At 62.9% G+C, this 16,226-nt stretch carries 11 protein-coding genes and 1 tRNA gene; 1 reads left to right on the forward strand and 11 read right to left on the reverse strand.

All coding sequences use genetic code 11. The annotated features are described in order from the left end of the window. Positions 1-21: 21 nt before the first annotated feature. On the forward strand, positions 22-1,080 hold the full coding sequence (locus tag ACCQ00_RS13305) for a DUF2272 domain-containing protein (protein ID WP_039567176.1): 1,059 nt from the start codon (positions 22-24) through the stop codon (positions 1,078-1,080). A 349-nt stretch (positions 1,081-1,429) separates the two neighbouring features. Here the strand turns inward: ACCQ00_RS13305 and pnp are convergent, their stop codons facing one another. From pnp to nuoL, 11 genes are all read right to left on the reverse strand, one after another. Next, positions 1,430-3,544 (reverse strand): polyribonucleotide nucleotidyltransferase, encoded by a 2,115-nt coding sequence (pnp, locus tag ACCQ00_RS13310; protein WP_039567177.1) that lies wholly within the window; start codon positions 3,542-3,544, stop codon positions 1,430-1,432. 168 nt (positions 3,545-3,712) lie between these two features. Continuing rightward, the gene (gene rpsO / locus ACCQ00_RS13315; protein WP_003485583.1) at positions 3,713-3,973 is read right to left on the reverse strand and encodes a 30S ribosomal protein S15; all 261 of its coding nucleotides are present in this window, start codon (positions 3,971-3,973) and stop codon (positions 3,713-3,715) included. A 156-nt stretch (positions 3,974-4,129) separates the two neighbouring features. Continuing rightward, entirely contained in the window at positions 4,130-5,056 is a 927-nt protein-coding gene (gene truB, locus ACCQ00_RS13320) for a tRNA pseudouridine(55) synthase TruB (RefSeq protein WP_372353949.1), read from the reverse strand. A gap of 79 nt (positions 5,057-5,135) precedes the next feature. After that, entirely contained in the window at positions 5,136-5,528 is a 393-nt protein-coding gene (rbfA, locus tag ACCQ00_RS13325; protein WP_005914265.1) for a 30S ribosome-binding factor RbfA, read from the reverse strand. Positions 5,529-5,670: 142 nt separating this feature from the next. Then, positions 5,671-8,382, reverse strand: a complete 2,712-nt coding sequence (gene infB / locus ACCQ00_RS13330; RefSeq protein ID WP_039567181.1) for a translation initiation factor IF-2 — start codon at positions 8,380-8,382, stop codon at positions 5,671-5,673. Positions 8,383-8,477: 95 nt separating this feature from the next. Then, on the reverse strand, positions 8,478-9,989 hold the full coding sequence (gene nusA, locus ACCQ00_RS13335) for a transcription termination factor NusA (RefSeq protein ID WP_017156099.1): 1,512 nt from the start codon (positions 9,987-9,989) through the stop codon (positions 8,478-8,480). Between the two features lie 4 nt (positions 9,990-9,993). Further along, on the reverse strand, positions 9,994-10,584 hold the full coding sequence (rimP, locus tag ACCQ00_RS13340) for a ribosome maturation factor RimP (protein WP_039567183.1): 591 nt from the start codon (positions 10,582-10,584) through the stop codon (positions 9,994-9,996). 197 nt (positions 10,585-10,781) lie between these two features. Further along, positions 10,782-10,858 (reverse strand) — tRNA-Met (locus ACCQ00_RS13345). A 200-nt stretch (positions 10,859-11,058) separates the two neighbouring features. Beyond that, positions 11,059-12,519 carry an NADH-quinone oxidoreductase subunit NuoN gene (nuoN, locus tag ACCQ00_RS13350; protein WP_372353950.1) on the reverse strand — a complete coding sequence of 487 codons (1,461 nt, stop codon included), beginning with the start codon at positions 12,517-12,519 and terminating at the stop codon, positions 11,059-11,061. 36 nt (positions 12,520-12,555) lie between these two features. After that, positions 12,556-14,058 (reverse strand): NADH-quinone oxidoreductase subunit M, encoded by a 1,503-nt coding sequence (locus tag ACCQ00_RS13355; RefSeq protein ID WP_039567186.1) that lies wholly within the window; start codon positions 14,056-14,058, stop codon positions 12,556-12,558. 20 nt (positions 14,059-14,078) lie between these two features. Next, positions 14,079-16,223 (reverse strand): NADH-quinone oxidoreductase subunit L, encoded by a 2,145-nt coding sequence (gene nuoL, locus ACCQ00_RS13360; RefSeq protein WP_039567187.1) that lies wholly within the window; start codon positions 16,221-16,223, stop codon positions 14,079-14,081. Between the last annotated feature and the right edge of the window lie 3 nt (positions 16,224-16,226).

Consider the following 16,226-nt stretch of genomic DNA (forward strand, 5'->3'; position numbering starts at 1 on the left):
TGTTTCCGTGCAGGACCTGCAATGACCGTCAAAGCTTGGCCGTGGATCTGCTTCTTGCTGGCAGGTATCGGAAGCAGCGCTGCGGCTGCGGAAGTGTGCGATATCCCGCCACGGTTCGGAACGAGTCCCGCCGCGATCGCCATCGTGCGCAACGCCTGCAATGAGCATCGGCTGTGGCAACGCCCGTTTATCGATGCCAAGGGCCGCCTGGCCAGCCTTGGCGTTACCGAAGCCGAATCGGGCTATCTCGCCGATCATGGCGTGGTCGCCTGGCAACGCGTTGCAGGCTACTGGCGCGACAGCGGCACGCTTGCGTCGATGGGCGGACGCCCCGGCGCATCGAGCTGCGCGGCACTGGATGGTACGCGCTACACCGCCAGCGACTGCCGTGCATTCCTGATCGACAACCCATGGTCGGCCGCTTTCATCTCCTGGGTAATGACGCAATCGGGGTTGAGCGGTTTTCATCGCTCCGCGCGCCATCTGGATTACATCCGCAGCGCCTACAACGACGGCGCTACCGGCCCGTACCGGTTCACCGATCCTGCAGTCGAGAAGCCGGCGCCAGGCGATCTGCTGTGTCTGCTGCGCGGCCGCAGTACTGCGTTGGGCTATGCCGGCCTGAAAGCCGCGCTGGGCGGCAGTGCGCCGATGCCGTGGCAGTCGCATTGCGATGTCGTGGTGGCCGCCAATGTCGGCGGCGATCGCACGTTGTATCTGATCGGCGGCAACGTGTTCAACACGGTGATTATGCGCAAGATGCCGCTGGACCGCGCCGGCCGCGTGGTATTGCCAACACCGCAATCGGACAGCAACCAGGATCAGAACGAAGACAGCTTGGGTATCGCCAGCGAATGCACGCCGGCGCACGAAGAACTGTGCGACTTCAATCGCCGCGACTGGGCCGCACTGTTGAAACTGCGTCCTGACGCGGCAATGGTTGCGCCGACACCGACCGCGCCACTGCCCACACCCGACACCGTGCCTACAGAACAAACAATGCCGCCGGGCTTCCCACGCGTCGTGCCACCACGCCCGGAAGCCCAGCCGGCGCCGCCACAACAACAGCAACCTGAGTAGAGACGGATTCAAAGCCCTTCTCCTGCGGGAGAAGGCTTGGGGTGAGGCTACGTGACGGAGGCTTCGCTCAGTTCACAGCACCAGGCTCCGCCCATACCCTCATCCGGCGCTACGCGCCGCCTTCTTCCGGTAGGAGAAGGGAAAAAGCTGCTGGCGACGGGTGTGGGTAGGACGAGGCCGCAACGCCGACGCGGCACATCAACTGCACGATGCGGCGCCCCTTGTCCGACGCCATGCATTTCCTCTTGGTGCGAGCAGGAGTCAAGCAGCCGCGCTAGCCACAACAAAAAAGCGGGCCGAAGCCCGCTTTCTTGCCATGCATCATGCGTGATGCATCAGCACGCGGCGATTACTCCGCCGACGCCTGCACGCCTTCGCCTTCTTCCACTGCCTTGATCGACAGACGGATGCGGCCCTGCTTGTCCACTTCCAGCACCTTGACGCGGACCAGATCGCCTTCCTTCAACTTGTCGCCGACCTTCTCCACGCGCTCGCTGGAAATCTGCGACACGTGCACCAGGCCGTCCTTGCCCGGCAGGATGGTGACGAACGCACCGAAGTCCATGATCTTGGCGACCTTGCCTTCGTAGATGCGGCCCGGCTCCACGTCCGAGGTGATCTGCTCGATGCGCGACTTGGCAGCCTGCGCGGCAATCGCGTTGACCGAAGCGATGATGATCGTGCCATCGTCCTGGATGTCGATCTGCGTGCCGGTTTCCTTGGTGATGGCCTGGATGGTCGAGCCACCCTTGCCGATCACTTCGCGGATCTTGTCCGGGTGGATCTTGATGGTCAGCAGGCGCGGCGCGTAGTCGCTCAGCTCCTGACGCGGGGTGGTCAGCGCATGCGCCATCTCGCCCAGGATGTGCAGACGGCCAGCCTTGGCCTGCTGCAATGCCTGCTTCATGATCTCTTCGGTGATGCCTTCGATCTTGATGTCCATCTGCAGCGCGGACACGCCTTCGGCAGTACCGGCCACCTTGAAGTCCATGTCGCCGAGGTGATCTTCGTCACCCAGGATGTCGGAGAGCACGACGAAGTCATTGCCTTCCTTGACCAGACCCATCGCGATACCTGCGACCGGCGCCTTGATCGGCACGCCGGCATCCATCAGCGCCAGCGAGCTGCCGCAGACCGAAGCCATCGAGGAAGAACCGTTGGACTCGGTGATTTCCGAGACCACGCGAATGGTGTACGGGAATTCTTCCAGAGTCGGCATCACGGCCAGCACGCCGCGCTTGGCCAGGCGGCCGTGGCCGATTTCGCGACGCTTTGGCGCACCGAAACGACCGCACTCGCCCACCGAATACGGAGGGAAGTTGTAATGGAACAGGAAGTTTTCCTTGTACTCGCCCGACACTGCGTCGATGACCTGACCGTCGCGCGCGGTGCCCAGCGTGGTGATCACGATCGCCTGCGTCTCGCCGCGGGTAAACAGCGCCGAGCCATGGGTACGCGGCAACACGCCGGCCTCGGCGCTGATCGGACGCACGGTGTCCAGTGCACGGCCGTCGATGCGCACCTTGCTGCTCAACACCGAACCACGCATGGTCTGGTATTCCAGCTCGCCGAATTCCTTGGCCAGATCACCGGCAGCCCAGCCTTCGATGGTCGCGCGCGGCGCCAGGGCGCCCAGCACGTCCTTCTTGATCGCCGAAATCGCATCGCGGCGCTGCAACTTGTCGCGCACCTGGAATGCCGACGCGAGCTGGTCGCCCACCGCTTCCTTCAGTGCGGCGATCATGCCGTCGTTCTTCGCCGGTGCCACCCAGTCGGACGGCTTGGTGCCGGCTTCGACGGTCAGCTCGTTGATGACGTTGATGACCTTCTGCATCTCGCGATGACCGAACGTCACTGCGCCCAACATCACTTCTTCGGACAGCAGCTCGGCTTCGGACTCGACCATCAGCACCGCGTTGGCGGTACCGGCCACGACCAGCTCCAGCTGCGAATCCTTCAGCTCGGTCACGGTCGGGTTGAGGATGTATTCGCCATTCTTGTAGCCGACCTTGGCGGCGCCGATCGGGCCCTTGAAGGGGGTGCCGGCCAGCGACAGTGCGGCCGAGGCGCCGATCAGCGCGGCGATGTCGCCGTCGATGTCCGGATTCATCGACATCACGGTGGCGATGATCTGCACTTCGTTCTTGTAGTCCTCCGGGAACAGCGGACGGATCGGACGATCGATCAGGCGCGAGATCAACGTTTCCTTCTCGGTCGCGCGTCCTTCGCGCTTGAAGAAGCCGCCCGGGATGCGGCCGCCAGCGTAGAACTTCTCCTGATAATCGACCGTCAGAGGAAAGAAGTCCTGCCCTTCGCGCGCGCTCTTGGCGGCGACGGCGGTGACCAGCAGTACGGTGTCGTCGAACTTGACGATCACGGCGCCGCCTGCCTGGCGAGCGATTTCGCCCGTCTCAAGAGTGACGGTGTGCTTGCCGTACTGGAAGGTTTTGGTGATTTTTGCCACGGAGGTTTTTTCCCTTAGGTATTGCTGTCTGCGTTGGACCGTCGTCGACCCATGCCGAGAACGGGCGGCCGGGAGGCTCCGGCCCAAAAGTGCGTCTTGCTTGAAACGGAGTGCGATTGACCAAAACAAAACCGCGGCGCATCGCTGCGCCGCGGCGGTAGGACTCGATTAGCGGCGCAGGCCGAGCTTCTCGATCAAGGACTTGTAACGCTCGTTGTCCTTCTTCTTCAGGTAGTCGAGCAGGCTGCGACGACGGTTGACCATCTGCAGCAGACCACGGCGGCTGTGGTGATCCTTCTTGTGGGTCTTGAAGTGACCGGTCAGCAGCTCGATGCGCGCGGTGAGCAGAGCGACCTGCACTTCCGGCGAACCGGTGTCCTGGGCGCTGCGCTTGTTGTCTTCAATAACTTTCTGGGTGTCGACGGACATGATGTTTTCTCGATAGATGCGTGGTCGACAGGAACGTGCGTGACGCACCGTCGGACTCGCCGTTTGCTTAGGATGAGCGCGCTTGGCGCAAAGGTGCCCCGATCGGGGCCGCGAAATTGTAACGTCGCCCGGCCCGGGGAACAAGTTGACAGAATCTTAACAGGCCGGAATTTCGTTCAGTCCATTGAACAATCGCTGCGGCGACAAGCGCCCGCCGGCGTCGACCAGGCCTAGTCCCGAGGGGGTTCCGTCAGGTCCGAATACGGCGACCTGCCCTACCGGAAATGCGGCGTCACGCAGGCGCTGGCCCATGCGGAAACGCGCCGCGTGGGTCTGATCGAGCACGATTCGCGCAAAATCGGCCAGGCCGGCCTCGATCGGCAGCAAGAGTGTCTGTGCCTCGGCGCCCGCCTCCAGCGCGGCCGACAACGCCTCCAGCGTAATCATCTGTGGAGCGCGAAACGGCTCCACCCACAGCCGACGCAACGAGGCGATGTGCGCCCCACATCCCAGCACCTCGCCCAGGTCGCGTGCCAGGCTGCGGATATATGTGCCCGAGCCGCAGGTCACGCGCAGGCGCAGACGTGGGGCGCTGTAGCCCAGCACCTCGATCGCCTGCACATCCACCTCGCGCACCGGCGCTTCGATGCGTTCGCCGCGTCGCGCCTTGGCATACAGCGGCTCGCCGCCCTGCTTGAGCGCGGAACAAATCGGCGCTTGTTGCTGGATACGGCCGATGAAGGGCGCCAACGCCGCCTGCAGATCGGCCTCGCTCAGGTCCGGCACCGCACGCGCGCGCAGCGGCTCGCCGTCGGCGTCGTCGGTGTCGGTGGTGACGCCCAACACGATCTCGGCGTCGTACGCCTTGGCTGAACCGAGCAGCAGCCCGGCGATCTTGGTGGCTTCGCCAAAACAGAGCGGCAACAGGCCGGTGGCCAGCGGATCCAGGCTGCCGGTATGGCCGCCCTTCTCAGCGCGCAACAAGCGACGTGCGGCCTGCAGTGCATTGTTGGAGCTCAACCCGGCCGGCTTGTCCAGCAGCAGGATGCCGTGCAACGGGCGATAGACGATGCGGGGTTTCAAAAGATCGGTGCTCGAATCAGGCGCAGTGTGCGCCCGCGGGAATCAGGGTCGCGGCAGGCGCGGCAGGCCGTGACAGCGCTCAGCGCTGTTCGGCATCTTCATCGCTGGATGTGGCCTCGGGGCCAACGTCGTCCAGGTCACGCAGCAGATTGTCGATGCGTTCGCCGCGATCGACCGAATCGTCGTAATGGAAGTGCAGCTCCGGCACATGGCGCAGCTTCATCGCGCGCGCCAACTGCGTACGCAGCTGGCCGGCGATTTCCTTGAGCCCCTTGACCGCTTCGGCCGAACGCTCCTGCTGCAGAGCGGTAACGAACACCTTGGCATGCGCCAGGTCGCGACTGATTTCGACGTCGGACACGCTGACCGACGGCAGGCCATGGTCGCGCACGGCCGCGTGCACGATCGTGCCGAGGTCGCGACGCACCTGCGCAGACACCCGGTCGGTGCGATGGAATGATTTGGTTGGCATGGTCGTGGACCTGGTTGATTCGGAGGGCCAGTTGGCACCGAAGCCAAAACAAACGCGGGCGGCCATGCCGCCCTCGCCTTGCAGAACCTGCATTGGACAACTCCGTCGAGCGGAGTCCGGGGCCGGTCGGCCCCGGCAGCCATTACAGCGTACGGGCCACTTCGATACGCTCGAAGCACTCGATCTGGTCGCCAGCCTTGACGTCGTTGTAAGCCTTCACGCCGATACCGCATTCGGTACCGTTGCGCACTTCGTCGACGTTTTCCTTGAAGCGACGCAGCGATTCCAGCTCGCCTTCGAACACCACGACGCTGTCGCGGAGTACGCGGATCGGCTTGCTGCGCTTGACCACGCCTTCGATGACCATGCAGCCTGCAACCGCGCCGAACTTCGAGCTGCGGAACACATCGCGGACCTGTGCGATGCCGATGATCTCTTCGCGGATTTCCACGCCGAGCAGACCGGAGGCCACCTGCTTCACCTGATCGATCACGTCATAGATGATCGAGAAGTAACGCAGATCGATGCCGTTGGACTCGACGATCTTGCGCGCCGAGGCATCCGCACGCACGTTGAAGCCGATGATCGTCGCCTTGGAAGCAGCAGCCGAATTGGCGTCCGATTCGGTGATGCCGCCCACGCCGGAGTGGATCACATTGATGCGGATGTCCTCGTTGGACAACGCCACCAGCGACTGCTTGAGCGCTTCCACCGAGCCCTGCACGTCGGCCTTGATCACCAGGTTCAGCACCTGCTGGCCTTCGCCCTTGCCCATCTGGGCCAGGATGTCTTCCATGCGGTTGGTGGCCGAGGCAACCAGACGCGATTCGCGGCGCTTGGTTTCGCGCTGCTGCGCCACGTCCTTGGCCAGGCGCTCGTCGTCGACGACCACGAAGTCGTCGCCCGCCTCCGGCACGCCGGACAAACCCAGCACCTGCACCGGAATCGACGGGCCCGCCGAGGCCGGCTGATGACCGGTTTCGTCGAACAACGCACGCACGCGACCGTACTGGATGCCGCACACCAGATAGTCGCCACGCTTCAGCGCACCCTGCTGCACCAGCACCGTCGCGACCGGGCCGCGGCCCTTGTCCAGCGAGGATTCGATGACGGTACCGCTGGCGCGGCCCTCGGCCACGGCCTTGAGTTCCAGCACTTCGGCCTGCAACGAAATCGCATCCAGCAGCGTGTCCACGCCGGTACCGACCTTGGCAGAGACTTCGATGAACTGGGTGTCGCCACCGAACTCTTCGGCCACTACGTTTTCGGCCAGCAGCTCGTTCTTGACCCGCAGCGGATCGGCGCCGGTCTTGTCGATCTTGTTGACCGCCACGATCAGCGGTACGCCTGCCGCCTTGGCATGCGCAACCGCCTCCTTGGTTTGCGGCATCACGCCGTCGTCGGCGGCAACGACCAGCACCACGATGTCGGTGATCTTGGCCCCACGGGCACGCATCGAGGTAAATGCGGCATGGCCGGGCGTATCCAGGAAGCTGATGACGCCACGACCGGTTTCGACGTGGTACGCACCGATGTGCTGGGTAATGCCGCCGGCTTCGCCGGAGGCGATCTTGGTACGGCGGATATAGTCCAGCAGCGAGGTCTTGCCGTGATCGACGTGACCCATGATGGTGACCACCGGCGGACGCGACGTGGCTTCGCCCTGCGCATCTTCGGCATGCGCCAGCAGTGCGTCCTCGAAGTCGGCATTGTCGGCGCGCACGGCCTTATGGCCGAGCTCTTCGGTCACCAGTGCGGCGGTGTCGTGATCGATGCTCTGGGTGATGGTCGCCATGACGCCCATCTTGAACAACGCCTTGACCACGTCGCCGCCCTTGAGCGCGAGCTTCTGCGCCAGGTCTGCCACGGTGATGGTCTCGCCGATCGCCACTTCACGCACCACCGGTGCGGTCGGACGCTCGAACCCATGCGGGCCACTGTTGGCCTGGCTGCCACGGCCGTTGTCATTACCACGACGCGAGGACGACGAACCCGGGCGGCCGGTCGGCTTGCCGCGCACATTGGAACGTCGCGCGCGATCGGCCGCGGACAGATGCAACTGCCCGGCAAAGCGCTTGGTCGCATCGTCGTCTTCGACACCGGCCACCATGACGTGCGAACCGCGCGTCTTATGCTTGGCGGCATTGCTGCGGTCGTCCGCACGTGCCGGCGCTGCCGGACGCGAGGCCGGGGATGCGCCGGCCGGGCGCGCCGCACGCGGTGCGGACGACGGCGAAGCAGCAGAACGCGCAGCCGGCGCGGCGGCAGACGGAGTCGGCGCGTCAGCAACCGGGGCCGGCGCACTGGCAGCCGCAGCGGCTTCCTCGGCAGCCTTGCGCTCGGCTTCTGCACGGTCCTTGGCGGCCTGCTCTTCCTCGCGCTTGCGCTGAATTGCCTCGTCGCGCACACGGTCGCTTTCGGCCAGGCGCTGCTGCTCTTCGAGGTTACGCTGACGCGACTCCTCGAGCTTGCGCAGGATATCGGCGCGCTCTTCGTCCGGCGTCATCGGCGCGGCGCGGCCGTTGCCTTCGTTCTCGGACTTCACGTAGGTGCGCTTCTGCCGCACTTCCACATTGACCGTGGTCTTGGTGCGGCCGGCGTTGACAGTGACTTCCTGCAGCTTGCGCCGATTGAGCGTGATTTTCTTGGCTGCTTCGCTCGCCGCTTCGGCAGACGTTTCCGCCTTGCCATGCGTGCGACGCAGGAAGCCAAGCAGTTTCATCTTCTCGGTGCTGGTCACGACCTGGTCGGGACCGCTGAACTTCATTCCGGCCTCGGCCAGTTGAACCAGCAGTTTATCGACCGGCGTGTTGACCAGTTCGGCAAGCTTGCGGATGGTGGTTTGCTGCGACATTCGGATCCTATGATCTGGTTGGCGCCCCCTCGCCCAGAGCAAGGGATACGCTGATTCTAAGCCCTGATGGGGTCAGGGCGCGGTTCATTGCCGGCTCATTCGCCGCGCTCCAAACGGGCGATCTCCTCGGCGCGGGCCGCCAGGATCAGCGCCGCGGCGCGCTCCTGGGTCATGCCCTCGATGCCGAAGTCGACGATCTCGTCCGCGGCCAGGTCGGACAAGTCCTCGCTGGTACGCACGCCGTGCTCGGCCAGCGCAAAAGCCGTCTCCTCGTCCATCCCCTCCAGCGCCAGCAGGTCCTCGGCGGGCTGAGTTCCTTCCAGGCCTTCCTCCTCGGCCAGCGCGGCGTTCAGCAGCGCATCGCGGGCACGGGCGCGCAGTTCCTCAACGATGTCTTCGTCGAAGCCTTCCACCGCCAGCAACTCGCCGACCGGCACATAGGCAATTTCTTCGACCGTATTGAAACCTTCGGAGACCAGGATCGCGGAAATTTCCTCGTCCACTTCCAGGCGGTCCATGAACAGCTGGCGTGCCGCGGCCTGCTCGGCCTCGGACTTAGCGGCCACCTGGTCGGCGGTCATCACATTGAGCTGCCAACCGGTCAGGCGGCTGGCCAGACGCACGTTCTGGCCGCCCTTGCCGATCGCCTGCGCCAGGCGGTCTTCCGCCACCGCCAGGTCCATCGAGTGCTTGTCTTCATCGACAATGATCGACTGCACTTCGGCAGGCGCCATCGCGTTGATGACGAAGTTGGCCGGGTTCTCGTTCCACAACACGATGTCCACGCGCTCGCCGTTGAGCTCGTTGGACACCGCCTGCACACGTGAACCGCGCATGCCGATGCACGCGCCGATGGGATCGGTGCGGGCGTCGTGCGCGATCACGGCAATCTTGGCGCGGTCGCCCGGATCGCGTGCGCAAGCCTTGATCTCGACCAGGCCCTGACCGACTTCCGGCACCTCGAGCTTGAACAGCTCGATCATGAATTCCGGTGCGGCACGGCTGATGAACAGCTGCGGGCCACGAGGCTCGGAGCGCACTTCGGCCAGATAGCCGCGCACGCGGTCGCCGGGACGCAACACGTCGCGCGGAATGCCCTTGTCCTTCGGAATGAAGGCTTCGGCGTTGCCGCCAAGATCGACAAAGATATTGCCGCGCTCTGCACGCTTGACCACGCCGGTGATCAACTCACCCACGCGATCCTTCCACGCATCCACCACCTGCTGGCGCTCGGCCTCGCGCACACGCTGCACGATCACCTGCTTGGCAGCCTGCGCGGCGATACGGCCGAAGTCGGGGTTCTCGATCTGCTCTTCGATGTAATCGCCCACTTCCACGCCGTCGGCCTCGTCGATGGCATCCATCAGACGCACCTGGCGGTCAGGGGATTCCATCACCACGTCATCGGCAACCACTTCCCAGCGACGGTAGGTTTCGTAAGTACCGTCCTTGTGATCGATGGTGACGCGGGCCAGCACGTCCTGGTCGGGATAGCGCTTCTTCGCTGCGGACGCCAGCGCAGCTTCGATCGCTTCGAAGATCACTTCGCGCGGCACGCCCTTTTCATTGGCGACCGCATCCACTACCAGCAAAAGTTCCTTGCTCATTTCGTCACTCCGCGCGCGGCTTGCCAGCCGCCGACTCGTTGGATGGTTTCTTCTTTTCGTGCCCGGGTTTCTTCGGGCCGGGCTTGTTCGGTTTCTGCGGTGCCAGACCCAGTGCAACCCAATCCGGCACGATGCGCGCTTTGTCGATATTGTCGTAGCCGATCTGCACGTCCTTGCCATCGACGGCGAACACCACCGCATCTGCCTCGGCATCGATGCGCAGGATCTCGCCCTGGAAGCGGCGCCGGCCATCCTGCGCCAGCTTCAAGACGATCTTTGCCGACTCACCGGTATGGCGCGCGAATTGTTCCAGCGTGAACAGCGGACGATCCACGCCCGGCGATGACACTTCCAGCGTGTAGTTGCCGCTGATCGGGTCTTCCACGTCGAGCTGGGCAGAGACCTCGCGGCTCACGCGCTCGCAGTCGTCGACATTGATGACGCGCTCGGGCTGTTCGGCCAACGGCACATCGATATAGAGGCGCAATGTGGCGCCGCCTGGAGCGGGAAGATATTCCACGCCCAGCAGTTCCAAGCCCAGGGACTCAACCGTTGGACTCAGCAGATTCGCGATTTCGGTCGCTTTTTCGCTCACAGACTGCCCTGATCAGATGATTGCCAGTAGAACCCCGGCAACCGGCAGCAAACTTTCCGGTTCCGGAAAAAACAAGGGGCCCGATGGGCCCCTTGCGTGAAAAAAGCCCGACCTCTCTGGGTCGGCGTAAAGACGGGAACATGCGTCCTTACGATCCAAGAAGTTGAATCACTGCGATGAAGCAACAATTCGAAACTTGGTAGCGGGGGCAGGATTTGAACCTGCGACCTTCGGGTTATGAGCCCGACGAGCTGCCAGACTGCTCCACCCCGCAGCAGAAGCGGAATTATGAAGAACTTGAGCGGCAATTGCAAGCCCTAGTTTTTCATCTGTTGAACAGCGTGGCGGCTGTTCAACGTCGCGGCGAATAATACCCGCATTGCAACAAAAACGAAACAGTCAACGCAGCCGTATTTCAGAGCGGCGCCACACCGGCTGCGCGACACCGTCTTGCGTCGCGCCAACATGGCGGTCTCAGGCGAGCCCGGCGAACGCGCGCTGGCACCACACCATGATCGGGCTCCAGGCCAGGCCAAGTGCAAGCAGGGCCAGCGCGTTGACGCCGAGCACGGTGCCGAGCACGCGATCGTTATTGGCCGGCAACGGCTCGCCTACCGGCTCGTCGAAGTACATGACCTTGATGACGCGCAGGTAGTAGTACGCACCGATCACTGCACAGATCACACCAACCAAGGCTAGCCACAGCATGTCGCCCTTCACTGCCGCGCCCAGCACCGCCAACTTGGTCCAGAAACCAAGGAACGGCGGGATGCCCGCAAGCGACGCCATGGTGCACAGCACCAGGCCGGCCATCCACGGATTGCGCGCGTTGAGTCCCTTGAAGTCGTCGATGTTTTCCGCTTCGAATCCATTGCGCGACAGCGCGATAATGGCGCCGAAGGACGCGGTAGACATGATGGTATAGCTGACCGCGTAGAACATGGCAGCCGCATAGCCCTCTTCGCCGCCGCCAGCCACACCCATCAGCAGGAAGCCGATATGCGAGACCGTCGAGTACGCAAGCATGCGCTTGAGGTTGCTCTGCGCAATGGCCATCAGGTTACCGACCACCAGAGACACCGCCGACAAGCCGCCGATCAGCAGATGCCACTGCGGCGACAACGGGCCCATACCGACTTCCAGCAAGCGATAGGCCATACCGAATGCCGCAAGCTTGGGCGCCGAGCTGATGAACAATGCGATCGGCGCAGGCGCACCCTGATACACATCGGGCAGCCACATGTGGAAAGGCGCAGCACCCAGCTTGAAGGCGACGCCGGCGATCATGAAGATGGTGCCGGTCAGGAGCAACGTGCGTTCGTTCGAGCCTTCGATTGCATCGTGGATGCCGGCCAGGCTCAAGGTGCCGGTGGCGCCGTACACCAGCGACATGCCGTACAGCAGCAGACCCGACGCGAGCGACCCGAGCACGAAATACTTCATCGCCGCTTCGGTGGCCAGGCCGTTGTCGCGATTGGAGGCGACCAATGCGTAGGAGCACAGCGCCAGCAACTCCAGCCCCAGATAGACCATCAGCAGGCTACCGGCCGAGGCCAGCAACATCATGCCGGCAGTGGCGAACAGCATCAGCACCGGGATTTCGCCCCGGTAGAGATTGCGCTCGCGCAGGTAGGTCCAGCCATAGACCAGGCTCAACCCGCTGACCAGCACGATCACCGTCTTCATGACATCGGCTGCCGTATCGCGGACGAACATACCGTTGAAGATATCGCCCTGCCCGCCCGTGCCGGTCGCAAGCAACACGAGTACCACGGCAAGCACGGCAACGGAGAACAGGTGGGTCCAGACCTTGTTCCGCTGGCTCACGAATAGGTCGAGCATCAGCAGTGCGAAGGCGCCGCCGATCAGCACCAGCTCCGGTACGAGCGGAGCCAGGTCAGCGGTGGTCAACGGCGCGAGCGTTGGCGTGGTCATCATTAAATCCTGGAAATCAAAACGTACGGCAAGCGGTCAGAGCTTGGTCGCGGCAATCTGGGTTGCCAGCTTGGCGATCGACGGCTCCATCAGATCGGTCAGCGGCTTCGGGTAGAGGCCCAGGGCCAGCACGCCAGCGGCGAACACCCCCAGCACGAATGCTTCGCGGCCATTGATGTCCTTCAGCTCGGCCACATGGGCGTTGGCCACTTCGCCGAAAAACACGCGCCTATAGAGCCACAGCGTGTACGCGGCGGTGATCACCAGCGTGGTGGCGGCGCCGAAGGCGACCAACGGATGCTTCTGGAAGCTGGCCAGGATGACCATGAACTCGCCGACGAAACCACTTGTTCCAGGCAGGCCGGCATTAGCCATGAAGAACAACATCGCGAAGGTGGCGAACCAGGGCATCACGTTGACCACGCCGCCATAATCGGCGATGCGACGGGTATGCATGCGGTCGTAGAGCACGCCGATGCACGAGAACATCGCACCGGACACAAAACCGTGCGAAATCATCTGCACCATCGCACCCTGCAAGCCCAGACGGGCAGCATCGGTGCTGCCGTACTCGCGCACCAGGGTGAACGCGATGAAGGTACCGAGCGTGACGAAACCCATGTGCGCGATGGACGAATAAGCCACCAGCTTCTTCATGTCGTCCTGTACCAACGCCACCAGGCCGACATAGATCACCGCGATCAGCGACAGCGTGATGACCAGCCAGGCGAACTCATGACTCGCATCGGGCACGATCGGCAGGTTGAAGCGCAGGAAGCCGTAGCCGCCGATCTTCAACGCAATCGCCGCCAGGATCACCGAACCGGCTGTGGGCGCCTCGACGTGCGCGTCCGGCAGCCAGGTATGCACCGGGAACATCGGCACCTTGACCGCGAAGGCGATCAGGAACGCGAAGAAGATCCAGGTCTGTTCCTTGGCTGTCAGCTGCAGCGCATACAGGTCGGCGAGCTGGAAGCTGCCGCCCTTCAGATACAGATACACCAGGCCCACCAGCATCAGCACCGAGCCGAGGAAGGTGTAGAGGAAGAACTTCATTGCGGCGTAGATGCGCCGCGGCCCGCCCCAGACACCGATGATCAAGAACATCGGGATCAGCATGGCTTCGAAGAACACGTAGAACAACATCGCGTCGGTGGCGGCGAAGATACCGACGGTGACGCCTTCCAGGATCAGGAAGGCAGCCACGTACTGGTTGATGCGCTTGTCGATCGAGCGCCAGGCACCGATCAGGGCCAGCACCGTCACCAGCGTGGTCAGCACGATCAACGCGACCGCGATGCCATCCACGCCCAGGTTGTAGCCGATGTTATAGGCCGGAATCCAGGCATGCAGTTCGATGAACTGCATGGCGTCATTGGCCGTGTCGTAGCCCAGCAGCGGCAGACTCAGCACAAAGGTCGCCACCGCTACCGCCAGGGATGCCCAGCGGGCAGTCTCGGCGTTGCGCAACGCAAGGATCAGGGCGCCACCGATAATCGGCAGCCAGATCAAGATAGACAGTAAAGGCCAGTTCGACACGTTTTCTTATTCCGTACAGGTCAACGCCAGAAATGCATCAGTACCGCCAACAAGGCGATCAAACCGATGATCATTGCGAAGGCGTAGTGATAGAGGAAACCGGATTGCGTGCGACGCAGCAGGTTTGCAGCCAGGTCGATCAGTCGGGCAGAACCGTTGACGGCAGCGCCGTCGACCACATGGGTATCGACTGCGCGTGACGCCTTGCCAAGAACCACGCCACCACCGGCGAAGCCATTGATCCAAACCTTGTCGGCGCCGTACTTGTTCTCAAGTATCCAAACCAGCCACGAAAGCTTCTTACGTGATGTCGCTGCCCACTCAGGTTTCCAGAGATAGAACAGCGCGGCAAGCAGCAGGCCGGCAACCGTCAGGAAGAAGGGAGCGGCCAGCATGCCATGCCGTGCGAATGCCACCGGACCATGAAACTCCTTGGCCAATGCACCCACGGTATCGCGTGCCGGATCGTAGAAATCGACGATGCCGGTGAAGAACGAGACTGCCTGGCCCTGCATGGCGTGCGCCGCATGGTTGCCTTGCCAGTCGGTACCGAACAACATCGGACCGATGGTGAAGAAACCAATCGCCACCGAGGGGATCGCCAGCAGGATCAACGGCAGCGTCACAACCCACTTGGACTCATGCGGCTCGTGCGCACCGTGATGACCATGTCCGTGATCGTCGTGGCCATGCGCATCGTGCGAATGAACCTGCGCTTCGGCATCGGTGTGCGCGCTGTCGTGATGCGAATGCGCGTCGTGCGCATGGGCGTCGCGGAAGCGCTCCTTGCCATGGAAGGTCAGGAACAGCAGACGGAAGCTGTAAAAGCTGGTCACCAACACACCACCTAACACAGCCCAATAGCCATAGAGTGCGATCCAGCTATTCGACTCATGCGCATGATGCGCGGCAGCCTCGATGATGGTGTCCTTGGAGTAGAAGCCGGAGAAGAACGGCGTACCGACCAGCGCCAGGGTACCGATCACGCTGGTCCAGTAGGTGACCTTCATGTACTTGCGCAGGCCGCCCATCTTGCGCATGTCCTGCTCGTGGTGCATGCCGATGATCACCGAGCCGGCCGCCAGGAACAGCAGCGCCTTGAAGAAGGCATGCGTCATCAGATGGAACACTGCAGCCGAATAGGCCGACACGCCCAATGCCACGGTCATGTAACCCAGCTGCGAGAGCGTGGAGTACGCAACCACGCGCTTGATGTCGTTCTGCACGATACCGATCAGGCCGGTGAAGAAGGCCGTGGTCGCACCGATGAACAGGATGAAGTTCAGCGCGGTCTCCGACAGCTCGAACAGCGGCGACATGCGCGCCACCATGAAGATGCCGGCGGTGACCATCGTTGCGGCATGGATCAGCGCCGAGATCGGCGTGGGGCCTTCCATCGAGTCCGGCAGCCACACGTGCAACGGCACCTGGGCCGACTTGCCCATCGCACCGATGAACAGGCAGATGCAGATCAGCGTCATCACGCTCCATTCGTGGCCCGCGAACAGCTGCACCTTGGCACCGGCCATGGTGGTCGCGTTAGCGAACACGGTGGAGTAATCCAACGAGCCGAACCACAGCAGCACACCGGCGATACCGAGGATGAAACCGAAGTCGCCGACACGATTGACCAGGAACGCCTTCATGTTGGCGAACACGGCGGTCGGCCGCTTGAACCAGAAACCGATCAGCAGGTACGACACCAGACCCACCGCTTCCCAGCCGAAGAACAGCTGCAGGAAGTTGTTGCTCATCACCAGCGTGAGCATGGAGAAAGTGAACAACGAGATATAGCTGAAGAAGCGCTGGTAGCCCGGGTCTTCTTCCATGTAGCCGATGGTGTAGATGTGCACCAGCAGCGACACGAAGGTCACTACCACCATCATCATTGCGGTCAGGCGATCGACCATGAAGCCGACATGCGCCGAGTAATTGCCGACATCAAAGAACGTGTAAAGGTTCTGGTTGAACGGGCTGGCGCCCTGCTCCACCAGCTGATACAGCGTCAGGCACGACAACACGCAGCTGACCGCAACACCGAGGATGGTGACGTACTGCGCGCCCTTGCGCCCGACCTGGCGCCCGAACAGGCCGGCGATGATGCTGCCGACCAGCGGTGCAAGCACCACTGCGATCAACAGACTCTTGGAGAGAGTGATTTCCATCTA

Origin of the sequence: Xanthomonas sp. NCPPB 3761, assembly GCF_041475705.2 — a bacterium.
In the GTDB taxonomy this organism is placed as follows: Bacteria; Pseudomonadota; Gammaproteobacteria; order Xanthomonadales; family Xanthomonadaceae; genus Xanthomonas; species Xanthomonas phaseoli.

Coding starts and splice junctions, on each gene's coding strand:
- ACCQ00_RS13305 (WP_039567176.1), top strand. CDS start 22: ATGACCGTCAAAGCTTGGCCGTGGATCTGCTTCTTGCTGGCAGGTATC.
- rpsO (WP_003485583.1), bottom strand. CDS start 3,973: ATGTCCGTCGACACCCAGAAAGTTATTGAAGACAACAAGCGCAGCGCC.
- rbfA (WP_005914265.1), bottom strand. CDS start 5,528: ATGCCAACCAAATCATTCCATCGCACCGACCGGGTGTCTGCGCAGGTG.
- infB (WP_039567181.1), bottom strand. CDS start 8,382: ATGTCGCAGCAAACCACCATCCGCAAGCTTGCCGAACTGGTCAACACG.
- nusA (WP_017156099.1), bottom strand. CDS start 9,989: ATGAGCAAGGAACTTTTGCTGGTAGTGGATGCGGTCGCCAATGAAAAG.
- nuoN (WP_372353950.1), bottom strand. CDS start 12,519: ATGACCACGCCAACGCTCGCGCCGTTGACCACCGCTGACCTGGCTCCG.
- nuoL (WP_039567187.1), bottom strand. CDS start 16,223: ATGGAAATCACTCTCTCCAAGAGTCTGTTGATCGCAGTGGTGCTTGCA.